We start from the raw sequence: 23,867 nt of genomic DNA on the forward strand, positions 1-23,867 counted from the left end.
TCATTAATTTTAATGTGCCTTTTCTAGTTAATATAATGTTTTATTATTGACAAAATAAAAACGACAATTACTGTCGTTTTTCCTTATTTTTAGTAAATATGTTTGAGTAATCTTTTTCTACTTTGACGTTTGTTACTTTTTTATAAATAGCTTCTATTGAATCTTTTTTTGGTACAAAAGGATTGTTGTGTCTTGTGACTCCGTTTTCAATAATTACTAAATGATTAATGATTTCTTCTAACTCATTAATCATGTGACTAGTAATTAAAATCCCGACCCCTTCTTGAGCTAAAATATTTAAAATTTTGTGAAATTCAATTCTAGTTCCTACATCTAAGTTAGCCGTTGGCTCATCTAAAAATATGTAATCAGGTTGAGTTACTAAACAAATTACTAAAAAAGCTCGCTTTTGCATTCCTGCACTCAATTCAAAAAAAGTTTTATCTTTGTAATCAATTAGATCAAATTTCTCTAAAAGCATTTCTATTCTTTCTGTCGCAGCTTTTTTATCGATCCCACATAACTGTGCATCATAAATCGCAAATTTTGAAATTGAAATATCTTTGGGATAAACACTCTGGTCGGGAAAAAAACAAATTTTCGCTAAGTTATTATTTTGATAAATCGATTCATCGTTTAATAAAACTTCGCCAGAATCTTTTTTGTATTCATTAAAAACACTTTTTAGCAAAGTTGACTTTCCTGAACCGTTATCTCCAACTAAACCAATAATATCTTTTGGTTTAATTTCCAAACTAAAGTTTTTAATCCCAGCTCCGGTTTTAAAACTTTTTGAAACATCAATTATTTTTAGCATTTAGTCAACCAACTTTCTTTCATCTTTGGTTTTACAAAATGAGCGATAGCCTAATCCAGCTAATAAAGTTCCGATACCAATAAACACCAAATAATTGGCTCATACACTAAATGGTCGTTGAGAGTAAATTAATTCTCCTTGAGAATTCAAGTCATAAAAGCTAAATTGAGAAATTGGCAGTGGTGCTTCAGCTGACATAAAGTAGTTTACTTCTGGATTGTTTTTACCAGAAAAATATACCATTTCATAAAATCACATAAATGGGTTTGCGCGATAATTTCAAATGGCATTAGGTGTTCATTGAAAATAGTCACCAACTTTAATTTCCATATCAAAATATCCTAATAATTCGTAATTTAATAAATTAAATAAGTAAGTTCCTGGTGAGTAACGACTATCATTAATTCAGAATTGATAATTGTAAAAAATGTTTTTTGTATCTGGTTGTCCATATGAATCGATATCAAGAATCTGTTCGTTTGAATAGATACTTCATTCAAATTTAAACATATTAATTAACGAATCATGTAATTTTGCTAATTCGTTATCTGAAATATCAAAATCATTGCGATCAATATTTTTCAAATTAGTTAAAACCTCTTTTAATTGTTGAGGTTTATTGTAATTTTTTGAACTGTTTTTATAATAAAAAGAATTTTTAAAATTTTTAGTTTTGTCACCTTGTGATTTAACACTTACTTCTTTAATGAATTGATAGTATAAATTATTCTGAATTCCTGTTCTCAATTCCTGTTCATTGATTTCAATTTTTTGTTCTTCCAAACTAGTATTGAATTTCTTGAAATATTTTTCAATGCTACTTGTAAAAGCATCCTCTTCAATTAATTCTCCAAAATAAGGCAACATCCCTCTGCCAAGAGTATCTCAAATGATATATCCAGGGCTAAATAAATATATATCATTTCCAACTCGGTCTGATGTTATATTTTCGGAAAAAATATCTCTCAATTCATTCATACTATCATGTAATTCAGTCAAAAATCTATCTTCTTCGTTTTGTGTATCTTGTAATTCTTTTGCATTTTTTATAATTGGACTATAGTTATTTGTTGTTGGGCCATCGGATGCAAAGGCGAAAAATATCGGTCCAAAAATTGCAAAAAACATAAATAGTGTTGTCAAAACCCAAACAGTTGGTAAGGTTCTTTTTAAAGATTTGCTTCGCGCTGCTAAAAACAAAGTAACACCAAATATTAAGAAATCATAGGCCAATAGACTCAGAAGTCCAGTTCCTAAATTAATAATTATAAAATCTTTCAAGTAAACAGGAGAGATTGCTGAAATCATCACATATATTAAATAAACTAGGCAAACAAAAGTTGTTGTAACTATTTTTAGCGGCAGAAATTTAGCCCAAAATATCGAAGAATTTTTTAAACCGCGACGGTTTTCTAAACTTTGAATCCCGTTACGACTGTCTGTGATAGCAATTGAAGCAATGTTACCAATATTTACATAAGATAATCAAAAAATTCCCAGCACAACAATAAATATTAAACCAACATTATTTTTATATAAAATATTATCTCCAATATTCATTGTTAAACTTTGAATTAATATGATTAAGGCCAAAATAATAGTTGATAAGATAATAAAAACTTTATTTTTGATAATCCTTAAAAAAGAAAACCTGAATACTACTTTAAATCCTTGGTTCATAAATTCTCCTTATTTAGTAAATTTTAAATTAGATCTTTAATTAATCCAAAATCAATGGATATAACTATATCCACACATTTATTATACACTCATTTATTAAACATAAATATGCAATAAGTAAAAACGACAATTACTGTCGTTTTTCCTTATTTTTAACATAAATGTTTGAGTAGTCTTTTTCTACTTTAACATTTGTTACTTTTTTATAAATAGCTTCTATTGAATCTTTTTGAGGAACAAAAGGATTGTTGTGTCTTGTGACTCCATTTTCAATTATCACTAAGTGGTTAATGATTTCTTCTAGTTCATTTATCATGTGACTAGTAATTAAAATCCCCACCCCTTCTTGGGCTAGTAGTTTTAAAATTTTGTGAAACTCAATTCTAGTTGCTACATCTAAGTTAGCGGTTGGCTCATCTAAAAATATGTAATCGGGTTGAGTTACTAAACAAATTACTAGAAAAGCTCGTTTTTGCATTCCAGCACTTAGCTCAAAAAAAGTTTTGTCTTTATACTCAATTAAATCAAATTTTTCTAAAAGCATTTCCAATCGCTCTTGGGCTTCTTCCCCATCCATCCCACATAACTGCGCATCATAAACAGCAAATTTTGAAATTGAAATATCTTTTGGATAAACACTCTGATCGGGGAAAAAGCAAATTTTCGCTAAGTTATTACTTTGATAAATTGATTCATCGTTTAATAAAACTTCACCAGAATCTTTTTTGTATTCATTAAAAACACTTTTTAGCAAAGTTGACTTTCCTGAACCATTATCCCCAACTAAACCAATAATATCTTTTGGTTTAATTTCCAAACTAAAGTTTTTAATCCCAGCTCCGGTTTTAAAACTTTTTGAAACATCAATTATTTTTAGCATTTAGTCAACCAACTTTCTTTCATCTTTGGTTTTACAAAATGAGCGATAGCCTAATCCAGCTAATAAAGTTCCGATACCAATAAATCCTAAATAATTGGCTCAAACACAAAATGGTCTTTGAGAGTAAATTAATTCTCCTTTAGAGTCAATTGCCATTTTTGTAAACTCACTAATTGGTAGTGGTGAGGTATTAATAACATTGCTATCATTGGCAATATTATAAGGACCAGAAAAGTAAACCATTTCATAAAATCACATAAATGGATTGATTTGGTAATTTAAAGCTCCATCAAATTTAAAGTCGCTTTTTTCTCCCTTAGCTATTATTTCTTCGTTTTTTTCTTCAAAATAACTAATTGGTCCAACTAAATTGCGATAAATTTTATTAAATAAATAAGACCCAAATGAGTAGGTACTTTTTTCTGCTCAAATTGCACTATTTTTAAATCATCCTCTGCGATCTGGTCTTCCTTGATATTCTGGATAAATTTGTGCATTTGAAAAAGGTGCTATTTCAATAAAGTATTCATCTTCAATTGCTTTAACTAGGGCATTTTTTTCAGCTTCACTAATAACTCCTTGATTTGAATAGTCTTTTAAATTGTTAATTACCTCTTTTAGTTGTTGTTTACCACTGTAGTTTTTTGAGTTAGCACTATGGTAATAAGAGTTCTTGAAGTTAGTAACTTGATTACCTGAAGCCTTAATATTAATTTCCTTAATGAATTGATAATAGTTATTTTGAGATAATTCGTAGCTGATTTTTTCTTCATCAATTTTAATATGATAGTCATCCAAAGATTTATTGAAATGTTTTAAATACCAGTTGGTTTCTTCTGTAAATTTCCCAGCTTCAATTATTTCCCCAATTCATGGCAAATACCCCTCATATAAGCTTAAATTTATCACTGAATTAATCATATCTTGCGCTTCACGATTATAATCATTTTCATCTAACTTGTCATATTTGATTGATTCGTGAAAAATATCATATAAATCCGAAAAGGACTGTGATTGGCTTGAAAAAAATTTATTTCCTTGAGACTGGACTAACATAAGATTGCGTTGATTAACACTAGTGATAGAATATTGGTCTTCATAATAATCACCAGGGGAAAAGGCAAAAAAGATTGGACCAAAGATTGAGAAAAACAAAAATAAAGTCGTAATTACTCACCCAGCTGGCAAAGTTCTTTTTAATGATTTTGTAGCAGACGCTAGGAGAACAACAATTCCAAAAATGAAAATATCATAGGCGAATAAACTAAATAATCCAATTGCTAAATTGCTAATGATAAAACTTCTAGCTGATATTGGCATTACCGAAGCTAGAAAAAAGAAAATTAAAATTACAGCTGTAATGTATGAGAAAGTAACTATTTTCAAAGGTAAAAATTTGGCAAAAAAGATTTTTGAATTAGAAACTCCTCGACGATTTTCCAGTCCTTGAATACCAGATTTGCTATCCAAGACAGCGATCATAACAACATTGGTTATATTAACCAGAGAGATTCAAAATATTGAAAATATCACTGTGAACATAATTGAAATTTGCACACCAAATGCTATATCTCCAACTAATCCCATTACTAAAATATTGATAAAGAATACTAGCGATAGCACTAGCGTTGTGGTGACAATAAATAATTTGTTTTTAACTATTCTGAGAATCGAAAAGTTAAAAACAGTTTGAAAATTTTTATTCATAAATACCCCCTGATCTTAGTTTATCCAACAAATTTTAAATCAAAAATTTCCATTTGGTTTCTTGCGTGTGCTCAGTAGGCATTTCAAGCAGTAGCATATGCGAAGGCCTCAACAGTGAAATTTAATTTAATTGTTTCTTCTAATCATTCGTATGAAAAATGCCCATATGACTTCATCGAATTTACATTGCTATATTCTCTACTATACAATTGTGTTTTTTTCATACTTTTATTAAGTATTGAATATGTTTTCTTGGTTGGCATTGTTTTGTCTTTATCCTCAGATCCATTAATTGCACTTTTTTCATTGTGGTATCTTGTAGCTTTCTCAGATTTTCCTTTGTTGTCTCAAGTTACCCCTCTTCAATAAAATTCTACATGTTTATACTTTTCTAAAAAAGCATTTCTCCCTAAGTCTGGTGCGTATTCAATAGTTAGAGTATCTGCATCATCATCTTTTGAATTATAGGCTCTTGCGTCAACAGTCTTGGTATTTCCAGAAAATTTAAACGAAAGTTGAGAATCAAAAGAAACATATTTACTTCCTGAGTAATCTTTTGAATCTGATTTTGCCAATATTCTTGTACCCGAATAATCAAGATTGCTATATTCAATTTGTTGAGAATCGATATTATATTTTGATTCCAAAATATTATTCAATTTTTTTTCACTGGGATCTTCGATTTTTCCTAAGTTATTATCTATAATGATGTCTTCCAAATTAACCTTCATTCTGTTTTCGTATCGAGATACGATGTTTTCAAAATTATAAGCATTTGAAACTGGATTGACCATAGAAATTGCTAATAAAATTTTTGTTAGCATCTTTTATTTCCTTTACATTTGATTTATTAAATCATAAATATTATAACATATTTAAGTTTTTATTATTTCTTTTTTTTTGAAAATTTCTATGTAACCTTATTACAAAGTTCATTGTTTTTCCGGATAAATTTATATAATTAAATAAATATAAAAAACTCAAAATTGAATCAACCCACAAAGCGCTGTTTATTTGATTTTTTAGAGAGGGATTCTTTAATTATTTGTCTGCTTCTATTAAGATTTGCCCTTATAACTCTATTTTTGTTCAAATCAAAAATCGCGAATTCGTAGATAATATTTTCACAATTGATAATGTTGACTTTTTTATTCACCGTATCTATGAGGTCTTGTTTATTTATCTCAGTCATATAATAATTTAGCCAAACATCTTTATTTTTTAGTCCAATTTTAATAATATTTCTAATAATTTCTGACTCGTTTCTCAAGGAAAAACCAAAAATAGTAAAATTAAAAAACTTTGGCGTTTAAATTTTGTCATAACAACTTTTCAAAAAAGGATTTATTTTTTTAGATTAATATTAATTTCAACATTATCGTAAGTTAAAACTTTGTTTTCAAAACGACCCTAATGTAGTAATCCAAAAGCTTTTTTATATTTTTAAAGAATTCTGACTCTTGGTCTCTATCTTGAATTTCTTCAAAATCCCTAATAAATTACTAACCAATTTTATTTAATAAATCTCCTACTGTACTTTCTGGATCAATACTTCCAAATTCTTAAATGAATAAATTTGTTTTCAATTAATTTATCAACCAATTAATACTGTTAATTTGAATAAAAAAGCACTATATCATCTAAAGGCAATGTCATAACTATCTTGAGGATCCGTTGCGTTTTTTTCTTTTATTGAAAAATGCCAAATCATTTGATTTTCTTTGATAATTTCAGGACCCTCTACATTTAAAAATTACTACCATGAATAAAATATTTATAATTATCTTACTCGCTTAAAGGGTGGTTGATTGGGTCAAGGATAGTTAAATCAACATCACAAACATCATCATAACTATTCAGCTGACATTCAATATTTTCATCAACTCCCGGTTCTTTATAAACCAACTTAATATAGTAAGTGATTTCAATTTTACCTTTATAAAATGATTTAAGTCACGGGCTTACTGCTAATGTTCCGTTGTAACTATTACCTGAGAAACTAAGAACATCTTTTTTGGTATTAGGATTTCTTTTAGTAAATGAATCAATAATAGTTTTTTGTTCTAAATTTTCAATATATCCTAAATCTTCATCCACCAACCCATCTGAAATATCAATTTTCTTGTCGGAGCAAGCAGCGACATTTTAAGTTACTGCTAAAACAGGAGATAATCCTGCAATTATTTTAATTATTTTCTTCATTTAAAACACCTATATCTTTCAGTATCTTTGACAGTTAATTTTTGCCAATTCTTTTCAGGTATTCCTTGCCTTGTTAACAAATTGGTTTTCATATTATCATTAGATTAAATTATTATAGTGTTATGGCCAACTTGATTTGGATAAGTTGGAAAAACGACCACTTTGGCGTCATTTAAGATCTTTTCAAGGCCATCTACAATAACGAAAACATTTTACAACTGAAGCTCAATTTTGTGATTTTAACTCATTTTTAAATAAGACGTTTGTCCACTTTAAATAAAATAAAAACCTCATTATTTTTTAATGAGGTTTTTATTTTATTAATGAATATAGAGTTTTAGGCTTTTTGGGCTTTAATCGATTTTTTTAAATTTTTAGCTTCGATTTTTTTAGTTTTTTCAATTTCTATTATCCCTTTTCATTCATCTTTGGGAATAGTTTTTAACTTAACAACATCTTCACCATAGTCTTCTAAAATTAATGAAGCACTACGATTTGCGAAGTATTTAGTTTTTCCTAAAAATATTGTCATTGAGAAAGTAACTCCACAACTAACCATAATAGAGATTACCCCTCACAGATAACCTCCCCCAACTCAAGTGGTTACCCCGGTTTTATCAGGAGCATTTTGTAGGTACATTAAGATTCCAAAAATTGAACTACTTCCTTGTAAGGCGTAAGTATTTGAAGCCACTAAAATTAGGGTTCCACAAAATACTCCAATTGAACAAGCAATTAATGGGAATAAGTGTTTTAAGTTAATAGTATACAATGATGGTTCAGTAATTCCCCCAACAATGGCTGAAACCCCGTTAGAAATTCCTAAATCCTTCATCTTCATAACTCTTCTGTGTAAAACTACAAAGGCAATTGAAGCAATCCCTTGAGAGATATTTGAAATTGTAATAAATCCTTGAATTATAGTTGCCCCATAAGTTGCTTGACCTTGTAAAATAATTGGAGTTAAAGAATGGTGTAATCCAGTAATTACTAATGGACCATATAGACCCCCAATTACAGGGATAGCAATATATTTTGCAATTGAATTTGTACTCAATCAGTTAATAGCAATTGATAAGTAGTTAGTAAATAGTAATCCAATTGGGGCCATTACAAAGATTGCAAAGATAAAGGTTCCCCCAATTATTAGAACTGGTGCTAAAATCATTTTCGCAGTATTATTGTTAATTCTTTCAGTTCCACGCTCAATGTAAGCTCCTAGAATTGCTACAATAATCATCGGAATAATTAAACCATTGAAATTTATTTTTCAAGGATAAACTATTCCTTCACCAAATAGAGTTCATCCCTCATAGGCTTGTAAAATACTTTGTCCTGGTTCAGGTTTAACATCACCCATTGTTATAAGTCCTGGAGCTGTTAGAACTACAGCAATTATAATTCCATAAATTCCATTTCCCTGCATCGCTTTAAACACAGTGTATCCAATTACAATAGTAATAAATAAAGAAAAGGCTCCTACTAAAATATCTAATATTCCAACTAGTTGACCGATAAAATGTGAACTACCCGCTGCACTACTCCCTTCTCCACTTCACTCAACAGTTAAAAGTGATCACAGAGTTAAAATTAATCCATAACCCACTAATGGTACAACAATTGGAGAAAAGACTTTAGAAATAAAAGCTAGACTAGTATTTAAAAATCCTTTTACTTTGAATTTTTCTTTCATAGCTTTGATTTCAGTGGCTTGCTTAGTTGAGAAATTAGCATCCTTTTCAATAATTGTTTTACCATCATCTTGATAACTGTTAACTTCACAAAAAACTTTATAAAATTTGGGAACATCAGCTCCAATTATGATTTGGAATTCTCCGTTACTTTTATTTTTATTAATCCCTGAAGCATATTCCCCATTTTTAATACTGGCTTCATCAACTTTTTCTCAGTCATGAAGTTGAAAACGCATTCTTGTCATACAATGAGTAAAATACTTAATATTTTCATAACCCCCAAGACTATCAAAGAGTTGCTTTACATAAACTTCATAATTTTTGTTTTTTTTCATAACGACTCCTTATTTTGATTTATTATTAATTAGACTTTGATATCAATAAGCTGATTGTTTTAATTTACGACTTTGATCTGCTAAATTAACTTCAATTAAACCATAACGATTTTTATAAGCGTTTCGAAAACTTCAACAGTCCAGAGCAGTTCACAAATGATAACCAAAACAATTGCTACCTTCATCTAATCCTTTTTTCACTTGAGTTAAATGATCATTTAGATAATCAATTCGATAAGTATCATTTATAATTCCATCAGCTCCGCGATACTGAGCTTCATTTTCAACACCCATTCCGTTTTCAGCGATATATCAAGGAATATTGTTTAACTCTGTTTTAATAGCCATAGCAATTTCATACAATCCTTCAGGATAGATTTCTCATCCTCGATGAGGATTTATTTTAGCTGTTGGAGGAATTGCTATTTTCATAGTTTCTAAAACTCAGCGAGCTTGTTTATTTGGTGTTGATTGAACACGACAAGGAAAGTAATAATTAATTCCTAAAAAATCAACTTTAGTTTCTTTAATCACTTCAAGTTCTTGTTCGCTGTAATCTGGTAGTACGTTAAATTCTTTTAAAGTTTCTACTAGAACAGGATCAATTGTTCCACTAACCATAATATTCAAAGGACCGCGATTTACATAAGCATCATAGATTCGAGCAGCTTTAACATCGGCTCCACTTTGTGAATATGGGTGTGTGAAGTTTCAATTATAAACAACACCGATCAAAGCTTTTAATTTAAATTTTTTAAAAGCTTTAACAACTTTAGCATGAGCTAAGAAAATTCCATAACCTTGTTGAACCGCTTGTTTGGGATCATTAATTGCAGGATAATGCATTACCCCGGTATAGCCTTCAAAGACTGTTACCAATGGTTCATTAAAAGTTACATAATAATCAACTTCATCACCAAACTCTTGAAAAACAAATTCACAATAACTCACAAACTTATCAATTACTTCACGACTAGCTCAAGCTCCAAGTTCATGGGCTCACATTGGCATATCAAAATGAAACATTGTCATATATAACTTGATGTTATTTTTTTTAAACTCTTGAATAAATTTATGATAATATGCAACTGCTTCATGATTAACATTTACTCCATCAGGGAATAAACGTGCTCATGAAAAACCGGTACGAATTGAATCTAAACCAATTTCTTTGAATTTAGCAATATCATCAACATAGTGATTCATAATATCACTTGTTAATTCAGGTCCAACTTGTTGATAAAACAACTCACGATGTTCTTCAAAGTAGGTATCCATTGTTAGTTTACCAATTTTGGTAGTTCCTCGACCTTCTGTTTGCATCGCACTAAAAGATGCTCCCAGTTGAAAATCCTTTGGAAATTTTAACATTTATATCTCTCCTTTTTGCGAAATATTTCCACAATATTTTTATATCAAAAAGTGAATGAGAACTAAATCAAAATTAAGAGATCCAAATCTAGTTCTCAAATTACAAAGTACTTTTCAGAGAATGGGAGTTATTTTAGTTATAATTAAAGAAACAAGGAGTGTGGTTATATGTTTAAAAGTATCAAAGAGAACTTAACTATTATTAGCAACAGTGTAGAGAATCCCTCTTATACTTTAATAGCCAAATATTTACTAAATTGTATGGAAAATGGTGTTCCTGTTAAAAGCAAAGAATGTGCGATTAATTGTTTTGTTAGCGAATCAGTTCTGACAGCTTTTGCTAAAAAATATGGCTATGACGGTTTTCGAGAAATCGCTTTGCGTATTAAGGTTGAAAACGAATACTACCCCACTCAAAATAATTTAAAAGTAAATCCCCAGGCCTTAAAATTAAGTAACTATCGTAAATTCTTTGATCAAAACTTAGACATGATTGATGCTCAAGTGCAGGGTATTGAAAAGTTAAAAGAGCTGATTGAAAAAGTTTCAAATACTTATTTAATTGCGAGTTATGAACAAAATGATATTGTTGAACTATTTGCAAGTGAGCTACAGTTTTTGGGGTTCAACGCTTTTTTCAATAGCCAACGAAAAAGCAATTCTGCTTGGCTAACAAAAGCAAAAAAAGAAGACTTATTTGTCTTCTTTGCATTTGGTCTGGATAATCAATATGTTGTTAATTTTTATCAAATAGCTTTACAAAAATGTGCCAACGTGGTTGTTGTAACTTCATCTTCTCAAAAACATAAGTTTTTGGACGCAAGTTTTTTTGTTATTGTTGACTACCCTGATCGCGAAAACGTTTCAATATCTATGCGATCTGCAGTTTTGGGATATTTATTGGGCCAACTAATCTATGAATTAAAATAAGAATAACTTATTTTAATTTTGAATGCAATCGTCAATTTTTATTTCAAAGTAAAGACCTTTATTTGTATTTGGTGATATTATTTTAGATGAGACCTGTCCTTTAAACTCAAAAACCTCGTCGTTAAAATTTTTCTTCAAAGCAGAATCCTTGTAAAAGACAAAAACTGTTTCAGAATCCAAAAATTCTTGACATGTTTTATTTTTTTCGTTTCAGTCATCTGGTGAGGGCCAACCCATGGTACTTTTGGATTTATCATAGAAATTTTGAAAGTCATACTTTTCTTTACCTGAGGGGTCGCTGGCTCAAATTATGAATTTTTTCCTGTCTTTATTTTTAAAGACTCCTTGAATCAACTGGATACTGAATTCATCTAAATTTGAAATTCCAGTAACAGCTAGTGATTGTCTTTTTGTAAAATAAGTGCCAACAAATTTGAGTTCGCTGTCTATTTTTTTACTTGAAATTAAATTTTCATATTTTAATTTGTATTTTAGCAAGAAGAGAATCTCCCTAACTAAATATTGATTTTCTTTTGAAAATATAATCTTATTAAAATCTGTTGTACCAAATTTTTCTTTAATTTTTGACAATGAAGAATCATTGTAGAAAAATGAATGAACAAAAATATTATCAATTGTTTTGTCTCCAGAAAGAATAGATGAATTTATTATTGATATAAATTTCGAAACTAATTCATAATTGTTAATTCATAAAAATTGTTTCATTATTGATGTTGATTTAAATTTAGCTCTATTTTCCTCGAAGAGAAATGTTTTTAGTCCATTTTCACTCCCTTTATAGTAAACTTCACTTAATGATAAGCCGGTTTCTAAAAAGAATGTCTCATATGAACCGAAATTGTCGGACATATCACTGTTACTTAAATTCTTGAAAATGTTTTTTCTGTTCTGAACAGCATTTTTAATTGCTTCTATAACTTCTTTTTGCACTTTAGCATCTAAAAAAACATTGGACCCTTCTGGGAGAAGATCATTAAGATTATCTAGAGAATGTTCAAATGTAAGTCTATTGTTTTTGTTCAAAAAAGCGTTCAATATGTTTATTGGACTATAATTTTTGTTAAATTTCATATCCACATTGTTTACAAAGTCTAATACCTGCAATTTCTTATCCAGTTTTCATCTTAAACCTCTTCCAAATTGCTGTATATAAAGAGTTAGAGATTGGGTTGGTCTCAAGAAGATCAAATGATTGACATCTGGTACATCAATACCCTCGTTGAAAATATTGACAACACATAAAAAATTTATATCCTTATTTTTAAATCTATTAATTGTGTCGCTTCTGGAATTATTATTATCGGAAATCAAATACTCTGATCTAAGTCCTTTTGATTTCAAGAAACTATCAACACTTAGCGCGTGCTTCTGATCTACACAAAAAATCAAAACACTGTTTTCAATAACTTTTGGATCAATATATTTAATAATATTTTTATATACAAACTCATTTCTCAAATTTGTTCTTAATTTTTCAGAAATTTCACTTGTATTTTGAAGACTGATTCCTGAAATATCAACCGAATCATCTTTAATAAAATAGTAATCAAATTTAGAAAGCATATTTTCAGATACAGCATCTCACAGCCTTAGCTCAAAAGCATATTCTCCATCAAAATATTCATCTTTAATATTGGTGCCATCTTCTCTCTCTGGAGTTGCTGTGAGCCCGATGATTTGATTATTTCTATTAAGGATATTATAAATTTCTGTAAAGCTTTTTGCTTTAACGTGATGAGCTTCGTCAAAAATAACCAGGTCAAATTCCTTATTAATTAATATTTCCTTATAGTTCAATAATTTTTGAACCGTTGCAAAAACATAATCTTCTGTTTCTAAACTGGTATCATGTTCCCCAGAAAATTCAACTCCAAAACTTTGATCATTTATTAATTTTCTGAACGCATTCATTGCCTGTCTAATAATTTCAACCTTATCAGCGATAAATAGCAGTTTAGGCTTAACTCCGTTATTTTCTTTTATTTGATTTAAATAATCTAGGGCTGCGACAATGGTTTTACCAGTACCCGTAGCCATTACAACTAAATGTTTTTTAAGCCCCTGATCTCTTCTGTTTTTAAGTGCATCTAGAGCTTCTTGTTGATAGGTTTTGGGAGTAATTTTTTCGTGATTAAAAATTATTGTTTTCTCATTTTTATATTGGTTCTGGTTATCAATAATTCCTTGCACCATTTCATCGTTATTAATATCAATTAAATCAGGATTGTTTCATAGCAATTCAAAGTTATAAACAATTTCCTTAAATACAAAACTATTCTCAAATTCACTTGTTTTGTGATTTCATTCATTTCCAGTAATCATACCTGTTGTTGTGTAGTTGCTGCTTCCGACGTACGCGCTTCCAAACCCGTTTTCTCTCTTAAAAATATAGCTTTTAATATGAATTCTCGAAGAATTTTTATTGAATAAGTTTTCTATTTTTACTTCTATATCTACATTGCTAAATTCTTTTACTACACCTCTTAGTCCGTCCAAATCCAAAAAAATACTTTTTCCATCAAAAGTAGTAGTTAAAATTTTTATTTTTAAGCTATTTGATTCGTCTATGTTTTCCAAAAATGGTCGTAAATGCGTATTTATCATATGTCTTGAAAAAAATGGAGCAATAATGTTTATTTCATGAGATGTTGAAAACTCACTTTTAAAATCTTTAAAAAAATCTCTGTTTGTGTATATGGCATTATTTGAAAGATTTTTTTCAAATTTTGGACCTTTATATGACATTTTATTAGAAAACTCCTCGTAATCTAATAAATTTAGCATAGAATTAATAATTTTATTTTTAGAATCGTAGTCAGGCAAACTACTAATTTTTTTCCTAACTAAGCTATTAAAGTGGCTAATCAAAAAGTCTTCTTTGTTATCTAAAATATCGATATCTACATTACTTTTTTCCTGTTTTCCCTCTAATATAATTTCTTCGTGTGCAAGAGTTTCCTTGTTTAATTTATCTTTTTTCATATAAAAATATTATATGAACTTATCATATAATTCAAGATATTAGCGAAAATATATTTATAAAAAATCGTTTAATATTCATTTTTGGTCGGCGTAAATAAATTAAAATTTTAAGAAAGTTTCTGTATCCCCAAAATTACCATGTCTTTTATGGTTTCATTTACCAATGTCAAAATGAATGGCTTGAGTGTGACTCATATCTGGTGTGCCCCCATCAATTAGAGGTGTTCCAGAAGTTAAATTTCAACGCCCTTGGTTTATTAATACATCACTTTGATCATATAAAAATAAATATCCCTGATCATTTATTTTAAAGTAACTTGGCTCAAATACGAAATAGTATCCAGCAATATAATCACTAGCAGTTCAACCTTCTTTTTTAGTTTCTACGTTTACTTTTTCAAGAGTTTCTTCAAAGATCATATTAAATATTTCTTTGAAATTGTATTTCTCTCCTGGAACAAAGTCTTCTTCAAAACCGTTGGGTTTAGTTAGTTTAAAAATATCACCATAATCTTCTGTAGGAATATCACTTTGTTCTTTATTAAATCCAAACATTTCTTTTTCAAATAAAAGGTTGGCTCTTACATGTTGTTTAAATAAGTCCTTTGTATTAGAAAATGTTGTTAGTTGTCGATTAACAATAAATTGTTCTGGTAACTCTAATTCAATAGCGCTACCATATAAAGGTTTATAGGTAACTTTGATATTTTTAATATCTGTTCCAATGAATCCAATAGTTCGACGTTGGTTAGCAAGTTTTCCTTCATCAGTTGAATCCAGGTCAGTATCTAAATTAATGTTGTTATTGCTTACCTTTAATCTTAAAGTTTGACTTGTAAAGTCGTTTAAATAATTATCAAATAAAGTAAAGGCGTTGAGATGCTGTGATGAATCTGCATCCGTTTTTAAATAATTTAGTAAATTTTGGCTAGGTGATGTAAGCGCACTTTCATCTTCAGCTTGATCAACTGCTGCTTGTAAATATTCTTCATCCTTTGTGAAAGCGTCTTTCACTAATAGGGATCATTTTGAATAATTTCAAGTACCTCCAACAGATCCTACAGCTCTTGTTGGATCGATAAACCTTCTTCAGTCTCGACTACTTTCAAATTTGATATCACTACTATCAAAGATAAATTCCTCAGTACTGTCTAATTCCTCTAGGATGTCAGCTTTAATTTCACTATCAAAAATAGCGCTAAAATTTGATGAGTTCTTAATATTAGCAAAGGTCTCATCAAGGTTTGAGTTGTTACTTTCAAATTCATACCTATTAGAGTATTTATCAGATGTTATTTTTTCTTTGGTTATATCTGATAATTCATTAAAAGTATCTGAAACATCACGATCTGTAAAAATTGTCATTGATGAATCAAAGTAGACTGTTTGATACTCAACATCCTGGCGGGAGTTAAGATATTCTATTTTTGTTGAAAGTTTATAATTAATCGATAAAACTTTGTCTGAATCGTCTTGATCTGATTTTTGGATTAGTGTAACCTCTTCAAGATTTATCTTTCATGAAAAAGGGTTTCTACCATCATTTAAAATCGGTTTGTAATTGATATCTGAAACTATTTGTTTACTGGCTTCAGCTCTTAATTTATCATAGTTTGTTTCTCGAGTGAAAAAAGATTGTAAATTTGTGAATTCCTCAGAACTATTGCTAAGTTTAAGAGTATCCCCATTCTCTAGAGACACCAAGTCTCAAAGCGAATCAAAATCAATGTCCATGTTTTGTGCTTGGGTAGTATCTATAAAAAAGTATTCACCCAGATCATCACTCATTTGTTCTATAAAAATTAGTTCACATAACGACAAAAAATTACTGATTAGTTGGGTATAATCAAAATTATCTCTTAGATTTACTTTGCTTTTACAAGCCACCACGCTTAATGGTGCTGTAACAACAAGGCTGGTTGCCGCCAGCATACTTATTAATTTTTTCAAATTTATGGTCTCCTTTTTGTAATGTTTTTATTATATATAAGTTAACAATTAAATGCAAACTATTGGTGTTAATTATAAATAAGCTATTCTCTCTAAATGTTCATAAAATTTACTGTGAAAATAGACAAAAAAGTTTTATCTTAAAAAAACCTTATTTTTTCAATATTGATTATTCTTCTAAATCAAACTTCAAAGGGGTTTTTATACCGTCACCAAATTTCTTCACAGACATGTGAGATCATTCTCCAACAGAAAATCAACCTTGTCCAGAGAACCACTAGTTGCAAAACTTGTAGCAGGAGTTATGTAGTAATTTCTAATACCTTGAAAATTTATCAAATTAGTGTTTGAGCATAAGGAAACACAACCTTCTTTGTCAACCTTAAATTTTTTAACTGCATTGTTAAAAAGATAGCAACCTACCTATAGTAAATTAACTTACCAGGAATCCGATGTTGATGAAAATGTTCAATGTCAAATTAGTAGTTACTTGGATGCTTGTAGTGTTGAATTGAACCAATTAAACCCTATTGAACACCCCTTAAGATAATTACAAGTTTTATATTCATTATGATAATAAAATTAGCGATCATGGACCTCATTTTAGCATTGATAATAAAGTTTATTTTAAATTCTCCTTAAATGGGTCATACCCGTTAAAAATTTCCGACAGACATTGGGTCCCAATAAGATGATACGGAGCTTTTTTAGTTAATCTAACAATTAAAATTATCTAATAAAAAGAAGTATTTTCTAATAACTTAAAAAAGTTATTGTAAGGTTGAATTATTATTTTATTTTATATTTACGATTAAATCGTTGCTTCGGATTTATGGTATTTAAATGTTTTAGATCACAGCGCTATTTATGATTATTTATTATAAAAAATTCGGAAATTTATAAAAATATCATTTTTTTGGCTAACCGACATCATTAAAATCAGTACAAAAACATTACTTTCAAATTAATGTAATTGTTTAATCAAGATTGATAAAATAAGTAATCAAAAACCGGTAGTAAATGAAAGTCTTCGTTTTCAGATTAGTTGTATGATTTGAGTTGAAGTAGTCTAAACATCATTTTTCAATAATCCTAAAAAGATAGCTAAAAAAGATATTCATTAAATTGTTTAATAAATGCAATAAAAACCAGTTTAAAACAGGTTTTTATTTATGATGTTAATATATATTTATCAAATATTAAATTACAAAAGCACCAAATTAATAGTGCTTTTGTAATTTAATATTTTGTCTTTTTGAAAATCTTATTTTAGACATTTTATTTATTAATTAAGCTGGTACTTTATCGTAAAATGCCACTTTCGATAAACTGTAGTTTAATCAAGGTGTACTAACAGTATTATAACTCAATGATCATATGTCTACGTAAATAATTAGTTCAAGAGAACTGCTCAAAGTCATTGTCACATGAGCCCCCACCTCTTGCTTAGCTAATCCATTTTCAGTTCTTTCAAAAAAAATCTCGCGTTTTACACCTTCTTTCAGTGGTGACACTGCATATCTTAGACTCTCGTCGGTTCTAACTGAGCGGTCATTATCCATTAGGTGGGCATCAACCTTTTCACCTTCAAGCGCAAAACCTTCATATAATTTAAAAAAATCATCTAAATTATTGGCATATCCTTGCAGATCTTTGCTAGTATAAGTTTGGCGGTTAGTGTTTTCTCCATTTAATCCAGAAGAAACTCTTTGTTCAATATGAAAGGCAGCTCTAGTCGGGGTTGTTTGTCTACTTGATTCTTCATAATTTTTGATTTGATTATTATCTTTAGAATCTGTCTCGTGATTAATAATACTAATAGCCGGGGCTGTTGCTATGCTTAATATTCCTAATGTTTTTAAAAAATAATTCATGATTATCCCTTTCTTCATTTTTGTAACTTATAAGTTACAATTATATTTTACAACTTTTTTTGGAAAAATATCCAAATTTATGAAAAAAACAATATTTTTTTTTATAAATTAATCAATAAAGTTTATAGGTTCTGTTTTTTTATTTAAAATAGAGCATAAAAAAATTTTACAGGTATTTATTTAAATATAGGTAATTGTTTGATGATTTCACAGATATCTGGGATGTATGTCACACAGAATTTTTTCAATAAGTTTTAAATATTCACTGCTGTGATTAATTACATTAGATTAATGGGATCAAGGGTTATTTAGTGTTATTTTTTTAATATTTTAAAATGTTTGGGCGTAAAAGCTATTATCATGAAAAAAAACCATCAGGAACTATTTTGGCATATAAAAAGCCGACCATATTGGTCGGCATAAATAATTTTTAAGATAGTTATTATAAAATTAATAAATTATACTTATTTTTTTGAAAATGGGTTAATTGGAACTTCTTCATCATTTTTAATCCATTTTAAATTTTCAAAACTTTTTTACATCACCAAAATCATAGTGCTTCATGTGATCTAATTGACCAATTTGAAAGTAAAGCGATTCGTAATGTGAAACATCTGGGCCGCCGCCTTTAACGCTTGGTGTTCCCGAAGATAATACAAACCTTCCTTCATTTAGTAATTTGTCTCATTTATCATACAAAAACAAATATCCCTCATCATTTACTTTAAAATAATCTGGACGCGAAAAGAAAAAGTATCCCTTAATATAATCTCGAATTATTATCATATCTTTTTCAGATTCTTTGCTAACTTTTTCCATAGTTTCTTCAAAGATTAAATTAAATACTTCATTGAAATTATATTTATTACCCGGGATAAAATCTTCTTCAAACCCTTTGGGTTTAGTTAGTTCAAAAATGTTACCATAGTCCTCTGGGGCAATATCAATTTCTTCCTTGTTAAATCCAAACATTTCCTTTTCGAACAAAAGATTAGCTCTTATAAATTCTTTAAATAGGTCTTTAGTATTAGAAAATGTCGTCAACTGTCGATTAACAATAAATTGTTCTGGTAATTCTAATTCGATTGGATCACCCACTATTGGTTTATAAGTGGCTTTAATATTTTTTACATTTGTTCCAATAAAACCAATAGTTCGACGCTGATGAGAAAGTTTTTCTGGATCACTATAATCAAAACCAGTATCTAGATTAATTTTGTTGTATGACACTTTAAGCTTTAAAGTTCCATTAGGTCCTAAGCCTGTTAAATAATTATTATATAGCATAAAAGAATTAAGGTGCTGCGAGGATTCTTGGTCTGTTTCTAGATAGTTTAGCACATTTTGACTAGGTTTTGCCAACCGAGAAAATTCTTCTGCTTGATTGACTGCGGATTCCAAACCCTCTTCCCCTTTTGTGAAGGCAGCTCTTACTAATTCTGATCATTTTTTCGATTTTCAACTCGAAAGAGGCGATGATCCGCCATAATTGGTAAATTTTCTTCAATCTTCATGACTTTAAAATTCAATATGACTAGTATCAAAGGTAAATTTTTCAGATTGATCCAAATCTTTTATAATATCTTCTTTAATTTCTGAATCAAAAATTTCTTTAAATTTTGATAAGTCCTTGATATTGTCAAAGGTTTCATCAAGATCTGTGTTGTTACTCTCAAATTCATACCTATTAGAGTATTTATCAGATGTTATTTGATCTGCAGTTTTATTAGATAAATCTTTAAAAATAACCGATACATCAGGATTTGTAAAAATTGTTATTGATGAATTATATTTGACATCTTCATAAGCAGCTTCTTGGCGGGCATCACGATATTCTATACTTGTCGAAATTTTATATTCAATTAATAAAACTCGATCTTCATCTGTTTGTCCCTTTGATTTTTGAATTAATGTGACCTCATCAAGATTTATCTTTGATGAAAAAAGATTTTTACCATCATTTAAAATCGGTTTGTAATTAATGTTTGAAACTATCTGTTTATTTGCTTCAGCTTTTAATTTATCAAAATCAGTTTTTGATTGAAAAAAAGATTGTAAATTTTTAAATTCCTCAGAACTAGTGTCTATTGGGGGGTGGGGGCGATCCCGCTATCTGGTGATGCTAAGTTTCAAAGTGATTCAAAGTCAATTCCTTGTTCTTGTGCTTGGTCAGTATTTAAAAAATAAAATTCGCCTAAATCTTCACTCATTTGTTCTCTAAAAATTAGATTACACAAAGATAAAAAATCACTGATTAATTGGGTATAATCAAAATCATTATCTATTATTCTAAGAAGTTTATGAGAAAAATTTAAAAAATCTTATTAATAATTAATTAATAAAATGATAACTTTTTCGTAAGTAACCTTTGTGTTTTAATTATTAATTATTTTTTAATATTTTTAGCGTTTTTCTCACAAAAAGACAACCATGAACTATTTTCTCACAAAAAAGCCGACCATTTTTGGTCGGCTTTTTAAAACTAGTTCAAACTAATCAACTGTTTTAATTATAAATTAATCGTATATTTAGTCCATTTTAAATTTTCAATATCTTTTTCCATCGCCAGAAACATTATTATTCCGCATACTTCATTCACCAATTTCAAAATAAACTAATTGATTATGGGATGTAGTTGGCCCACCACCTTCAGTTAGTGGCGTTCCAGAAGTTAACATTCAATGTCCCGAATTTATTAATGTATCGTTTTTAGTATATAAAAATAAATATCCTTGATCGTTTATTTTAAAGTAACTTGGTTCAGGATTGAAATAGAATCTTTTAATATAATCGCTAGCAAATCAACCTTCTTTTTTAGTTTCTGCATTTGTTTTTTCAAGCGTTTCTTCAAAAATCATACTAAATACTTCGTCAAAATCATATTTTACATCAGGAATGAAATCCCCTTCAAACCCTTTAGGTTTAGTTAGTTCAAAAATATTACCATAGTCTTCTGGGGCAATATCGCTTTCTTCCTTATTGAATCCTAACATTTCTTTATCAAATAAAAGGTTAGCTCTTACGTGCTGTTTAAACAAACCCTTAGTATTAGAAAATGTTGTCAGCTGTCGATTGACAATAAATTGCTCTGGCAATTCTAATTCAATAGGTTGTCCCCCTATTGGTTTATAGGTGGCTTTAATATTTTTTATATTTGTTCCAATAAATCCAAGAGTTCGACGCTGATGAGAAAGTTTTTCTAGATCGCTATAATCAAAACCAGTATCTAGATTAATGTTGTTGGACGAAACCTTAAGCTTTAAAGTCCCATAAAGTCCCACGCCTGTTAAATAATTATCAAATAAGATAAAGGAATTAAGGTGCTGCGAGGATTCTTGGTCTGTTTCTAGATAATTTAGCAAATTTTGACTAGGTTTTGTCAACTTAGAAAATTCTTCTGCTTGATTAATCGCTTCTTCAAAGGCATCATTGTCCTTCGTGAAAGCATCTTTTACTGATAGCGATCATTCTGAATAGTTTCATATTTTACCATAATCTCTATTTGGGGAAATAAATCTTCTTCAATCTTCATGACTTTCAAATTCAATATTACTAGTATCGAAGCTAAATTCTCCGGGTTGTTTCAATTCATCGATAATATCTTTTTTAATTTCCGAATCAAAAACTTTACTGAATGTTGATAATTCATTAATATTTGCAAAGGTATCATAAAGATTTGAGTTATTACTCTCAAACTCATATCTATTAGAGTATTTATCAGATGTTATCTGTTTTTTGGCTTCATCAGATAAACCCCTAAAAATAGTCGACACGTCAGGATTTGTAAAAATTGTTATTGATGAATTATATTTGACATCTTCATAAGCAACTTCTTGGCGGGCATCACGATATTGTATACTTGTCGAAATTTTATATTCAATTAATAAAACTCGATCTTCATCTGTTTGTCCCTTTGATTTTTGAATTAATGTGACCTCATCAAGATTTATCTTTGATGAAAAAGGATTTTTACCATCATTTAAAATCGGTTTGTAATTAATGTTTGAAACTATCTGTTTATTTGCTTCAGCTTTTAATTTATCAAAATCAGTTTTTGATTGAAAAAAGATTGTAAATTTTTGAACTCCCCAGAGCTGGTGTCCAATCTATGTGTATCTCCATCCTGTGATGAAACTAAGTTTCAAAGTGGTTCAAAGTCAATTTCCATTTCTTGTACTTTTTCAATATCTAGAAAAAAGTATTCACCAAGGTCCTTACTCATTTGTTCACTAAAAATTAGTCTGGACAAGGCTAAAAAATCATTGATTAATTGGGTGTAGTCAAAATCATTTTTATCCTCTTTTTTGCTTTTACAAGCCACCACACTTAATGGCGCTGAAACTATTAGGCTAGTCGCTGCTAATATGCTCATTAACTTCTTCACTTCAATTGTCTCCTTTTATCTTATTTTTTAATTATATATAAATCTGCAATTAAATGCAAACTATAAGTGTTAGTAATAAATACGAATTTTTCTGAAAAAATAATAAAATTTATTGTAAATTAAATAAAAAAAATAAGACTTCTATTACAAAGACTTATTTTTATAGTGTTTATTATTCTTTTAAATTAAATTTCAAAGGAGTTTTTTGATCGTCTCCAAATTCCTTCACGGAAATGTGAGTTCATTCTCCGATATAAAAGGCAATCGAATCATTAGAACCATCAATTGCAAAACTTGTTATTGGCGTTCCATAATAGGTTCTTATCATCTGAGTTTCTATTAAAGAATTCCCTGAGTATATGAATACATAGCCTTGGGCATTTACCTTGAATTTTGTAGCTCTATTATAAAAATCAAAACTACTTAAATAATACTCTGGATGTCAATTTTCATCACCCTCACCCATTTTCGAATTCTTTAGATTTTTCAAAGATTCAGAATACATATTACTAAAAATTTCCCTAGTATCATAAAATTCATTCAGCTTTAAACTTTGATCAAAACTTTTAGGTTTAGTCAATTCAAAAATATCCCCTCAATCACTGGCAGACACACCGTTTTGCTCTTTATTAAATCCCAGAAACTCTCTATTAAAAAGTAAGTTAAATTTAATAAAATTGTCATATCAAATTTGGGTACTTTCAAAAGTAGTATATTGTCTATTTACTATAAATGCACTAGGAAAATCAAAATAAATCAGACCTTTGCTTGGGTGTTGGTAAACGATTTTAATGTTTTTAACTTTATTTCCAATTAAGGCAAATAATCTACGACTTTCTTCAGTTTCAACACTCTGGTCTAGTGCGATACCTTCTTTTTCGATGATGTTTTTAAAACCGCGTGATTCTTCATTATATATATCTCACAAATATGCAGTATTAAAATACCTTGCACTATCATCATAAAGTTCTAGAAAATCTTTAACTTTAGTATTTGGTACTGTAGGTATTAGGTCGTCATTATTTTTTGCCAAGTCATCT

Annotated in this window: 17 protein-coding genes; 1 reads left to right on the plus strand and 16 read right to left on the minus strand. The window is 29.0% G+C overall.

Features of this window, described 5'->3' with window-relative positions:
• Nucleotides 1-67 precede the first annotated feature (67 nt).
• The 8 genes from AACK87_RS04440 to AACK87_RS04475 all read right to left on the minus strand — a co-directional run bounded on the left by AACK87_RS04440 (nt 68) and on the right by AACK87_RS04475 (nt 10,686).
• Nucleotides 68-817, minus strand: a complete 750-nt coding sequence (locus AACK87_RS04440; protein ID WP_338972075.1) for an ABC transporter ATP-binding protein — start codon at nt 815-817, stop codon at nt 68-70.
• Entirely contained in the window at nt 818-2,497 is a 1,680-nt protein-coding gene (locus tag AACK87_RS04445; protein ID WP_338972078.1) for a hypothetical protein, read from the minus strand.
• A gap of 130 nt (nt 2,498-2,627) precedes the next feature.
• The gene (locus tag AACK87_RS04450) at nt 2,628-3,377 is read right to left on the minus strand and encodes an ABC transporter ATP-binding protein (protein WP_338972081.1); all 750 of its coding nucleotides are present in this window, start codon (nt 3,375-3,377) and stop codon (nt 2,628-2,630) included.
• Nucleotides 3,378-5,084, minus strand: a complete 1,707-nt coding sequence (locus tag AACK87_RS04455; RefSeq protein ID WP_338972084.1) for a hypothetical protein — start codon at nt 5,082-5,084, stop codon at nt 3,378-3,380.
• A gap of 20 nt (nt 5,085-5,104) precedes the next feature.
• Nucleotides 5,105-5,908 (minus strand): hypothetical protein, encoded by an 804-nt coding sequence (locus AACK87_RS04460; RefSeq protein WP_338972087.1) that lies wholly within the window; start codon nt 5,906-5,908, stop codon nt 5,105-5,107.
• 961 nt (nt 5,909-6,869) lie between these two features.
• Nucleotides 6,870-7,181: a hypothetical protein gene (locus AACK87_RS04465; RefSeq protein WP_338972090.1), complete on the minus strand. Its 312-nt coding sequence runs from the start codon at nt 7,179-7,181 to the stop codon at nt 6,870-6,872.
• Nucleotides 7,182-7,623: 442 nt separating this feature from the next.
• Nucleotides 7,624-9,315: a PTS transporter subunit EIIB gene (locus tag AACK87_RS04470; RefSeq protein WP_338972093.1), complete on the minus strand. Its 1,692-nt coding sequence runs from the start codon at nt 9,313-9,315 to the stop codon at nt 7,624-7,626.
• A 9-nt stretch (nt 9,316-9,324) separates the two neighbouring features.
• Nucleotides 9,325-10,686 (minus strand): glycoside hydrolase family 1 protein, encoded by a 1,362-nt coding sequence (locus AACK87_RS04475; RefSeq protein ID WP_338972096.1) that lies wholly within the window; start codon nt 10,684-10,686, stop codon nt 9,325-9,327.
• Nucleotides 10,687-10,854: 168 nt separating this feature from the next.
• On the opposite strand from AACK87_RS04475, the gene AACK87_RS04480 reads away from it, so the two are divergent.
• Nucleotides 10,855-11,616 carry a hypothetical protein gene (locus tag AACK87_RS04480; protein WP_338972099.1) on the plus strand — a complete coding sequence of 254 codons (762 nt, stop codon included), beginning with the start codon at nt 10,855-10,857 and terminating at the stop codon, nt 11,614-11,616.
• A gap of 12 nt (nt 11,617-11,628) precedes the next feature.
• Here AACK87_RS04480 and AACK87_RS04485 read toward each other — a convergent pair whose 3' ends face one another.
• The 8 genes from AACK87_RS04485 to AACK87_RS04520 form a co-directional block, all read right to left on the minus strand.
• A complete protein-coding gene (locus tag AACK87_RS04485) occupies nt 11,629-14,619 on the minus strand; it encodes a DEAD/DEAH box helicase family protein (RefSeq protein ID WP_338972101.1) in 2,991 nt (996 codons plus the stop codon).
• Nucleotides 14,620-14,718: 99 nt separating this feature from the next.
• On the minus strand, nt 14,719-16,569 hold the full coding sequence (locus AACK87_RS04490; RefSeq protein ID WP_338972103.1) for a hypothetical protein: 1,851 nt from the start codon (nt 16,567-16,569) through the stop codon (nt 14,719-14,721).
• A 1,289-nt stretch (nt 16,570-17,858) separates the two neighbouring features.
• Nucleotides 17,859-18,461, minus strand: coding sequence for a hypothetical protein (locus AACK87_RS04495; RefSeq protein ID WP_338972105.1), 603 nt, complete (start codon nt 18,459-18,461; stop codon nt 17,859-17,861).
• Between the two features lie 489 nt (nt 18,462-18,950).
• The gene (locus tag AACK87_RS04500) at nt 18,951-19,844 is read right to left on the minus strand and encodes a hypothetical protein (RefSeq protein ID WP_338972108.1); all 894 of its coding nucleotides are present in this window, start codon (nt 19,842-19,844) and stop codon (nt 18,951-18,953) included.
• Between the two features lie 683 nt (nt 19,845-20,527).
• Nucleotides 20,528-20,653 (minus strand): hypothetical protein, encoded by a 126-nt coding sequence (locus tag AACK87_RS04505; protein WP_338972111.1) that lies wholly within the window; start codon nt 20,651-20,653, stop codon nt 20,528-20,530.
• A gap of 318 nt (nt 20,654-20,971) precedes the next feature.
• Entirely contained in the window at nt 20,972-22,216 is a 1,245-nt protein-coding gene (locus tag AACK87_RS04510; RefSeq protein ID WP_338972114.1) for a hypothetical protein, read from the minus strand.
• 260 nt (nt 22,217-22,476) lie between these two features.
• Nucleotides 22,477-22,827 carry a lipoprotein gene (locus tag AACK87_RS04515; protein WP_338972117.1) on the minus strand — a complete coding sequence of 117 codons (351 nt, stop codon included), beginning with the start codon at nt 22,825-22,827 and terminating at the stop codon, nt 22,477-22,479.
• Nucleotides 22,828-22,999: 172 nt separating this feature from the next.
• Nucleotides 23,000-23,860 (minus strand): hypothetical protein, encoded by an 861-nt coding sequence (locus tag AACK87_RS04520; protein WP_338972120.1) that lies wholly within the window; start codon nt 23,858-23,860, stop codon nt 23,000-23,002.
• Nucleotides 23,861-23,867 lie beyond the last annotated feature (7 nt).

Source organism: Spiroplasma endosymbiont of Panorpa germanica (assembly GCF_964019765.1).
Lineage (GTDB): Bacteria > Bacillota_I > Bacilli_A > Mycoplasmatales > Mycoplasmataceae > Spiroplasma_B.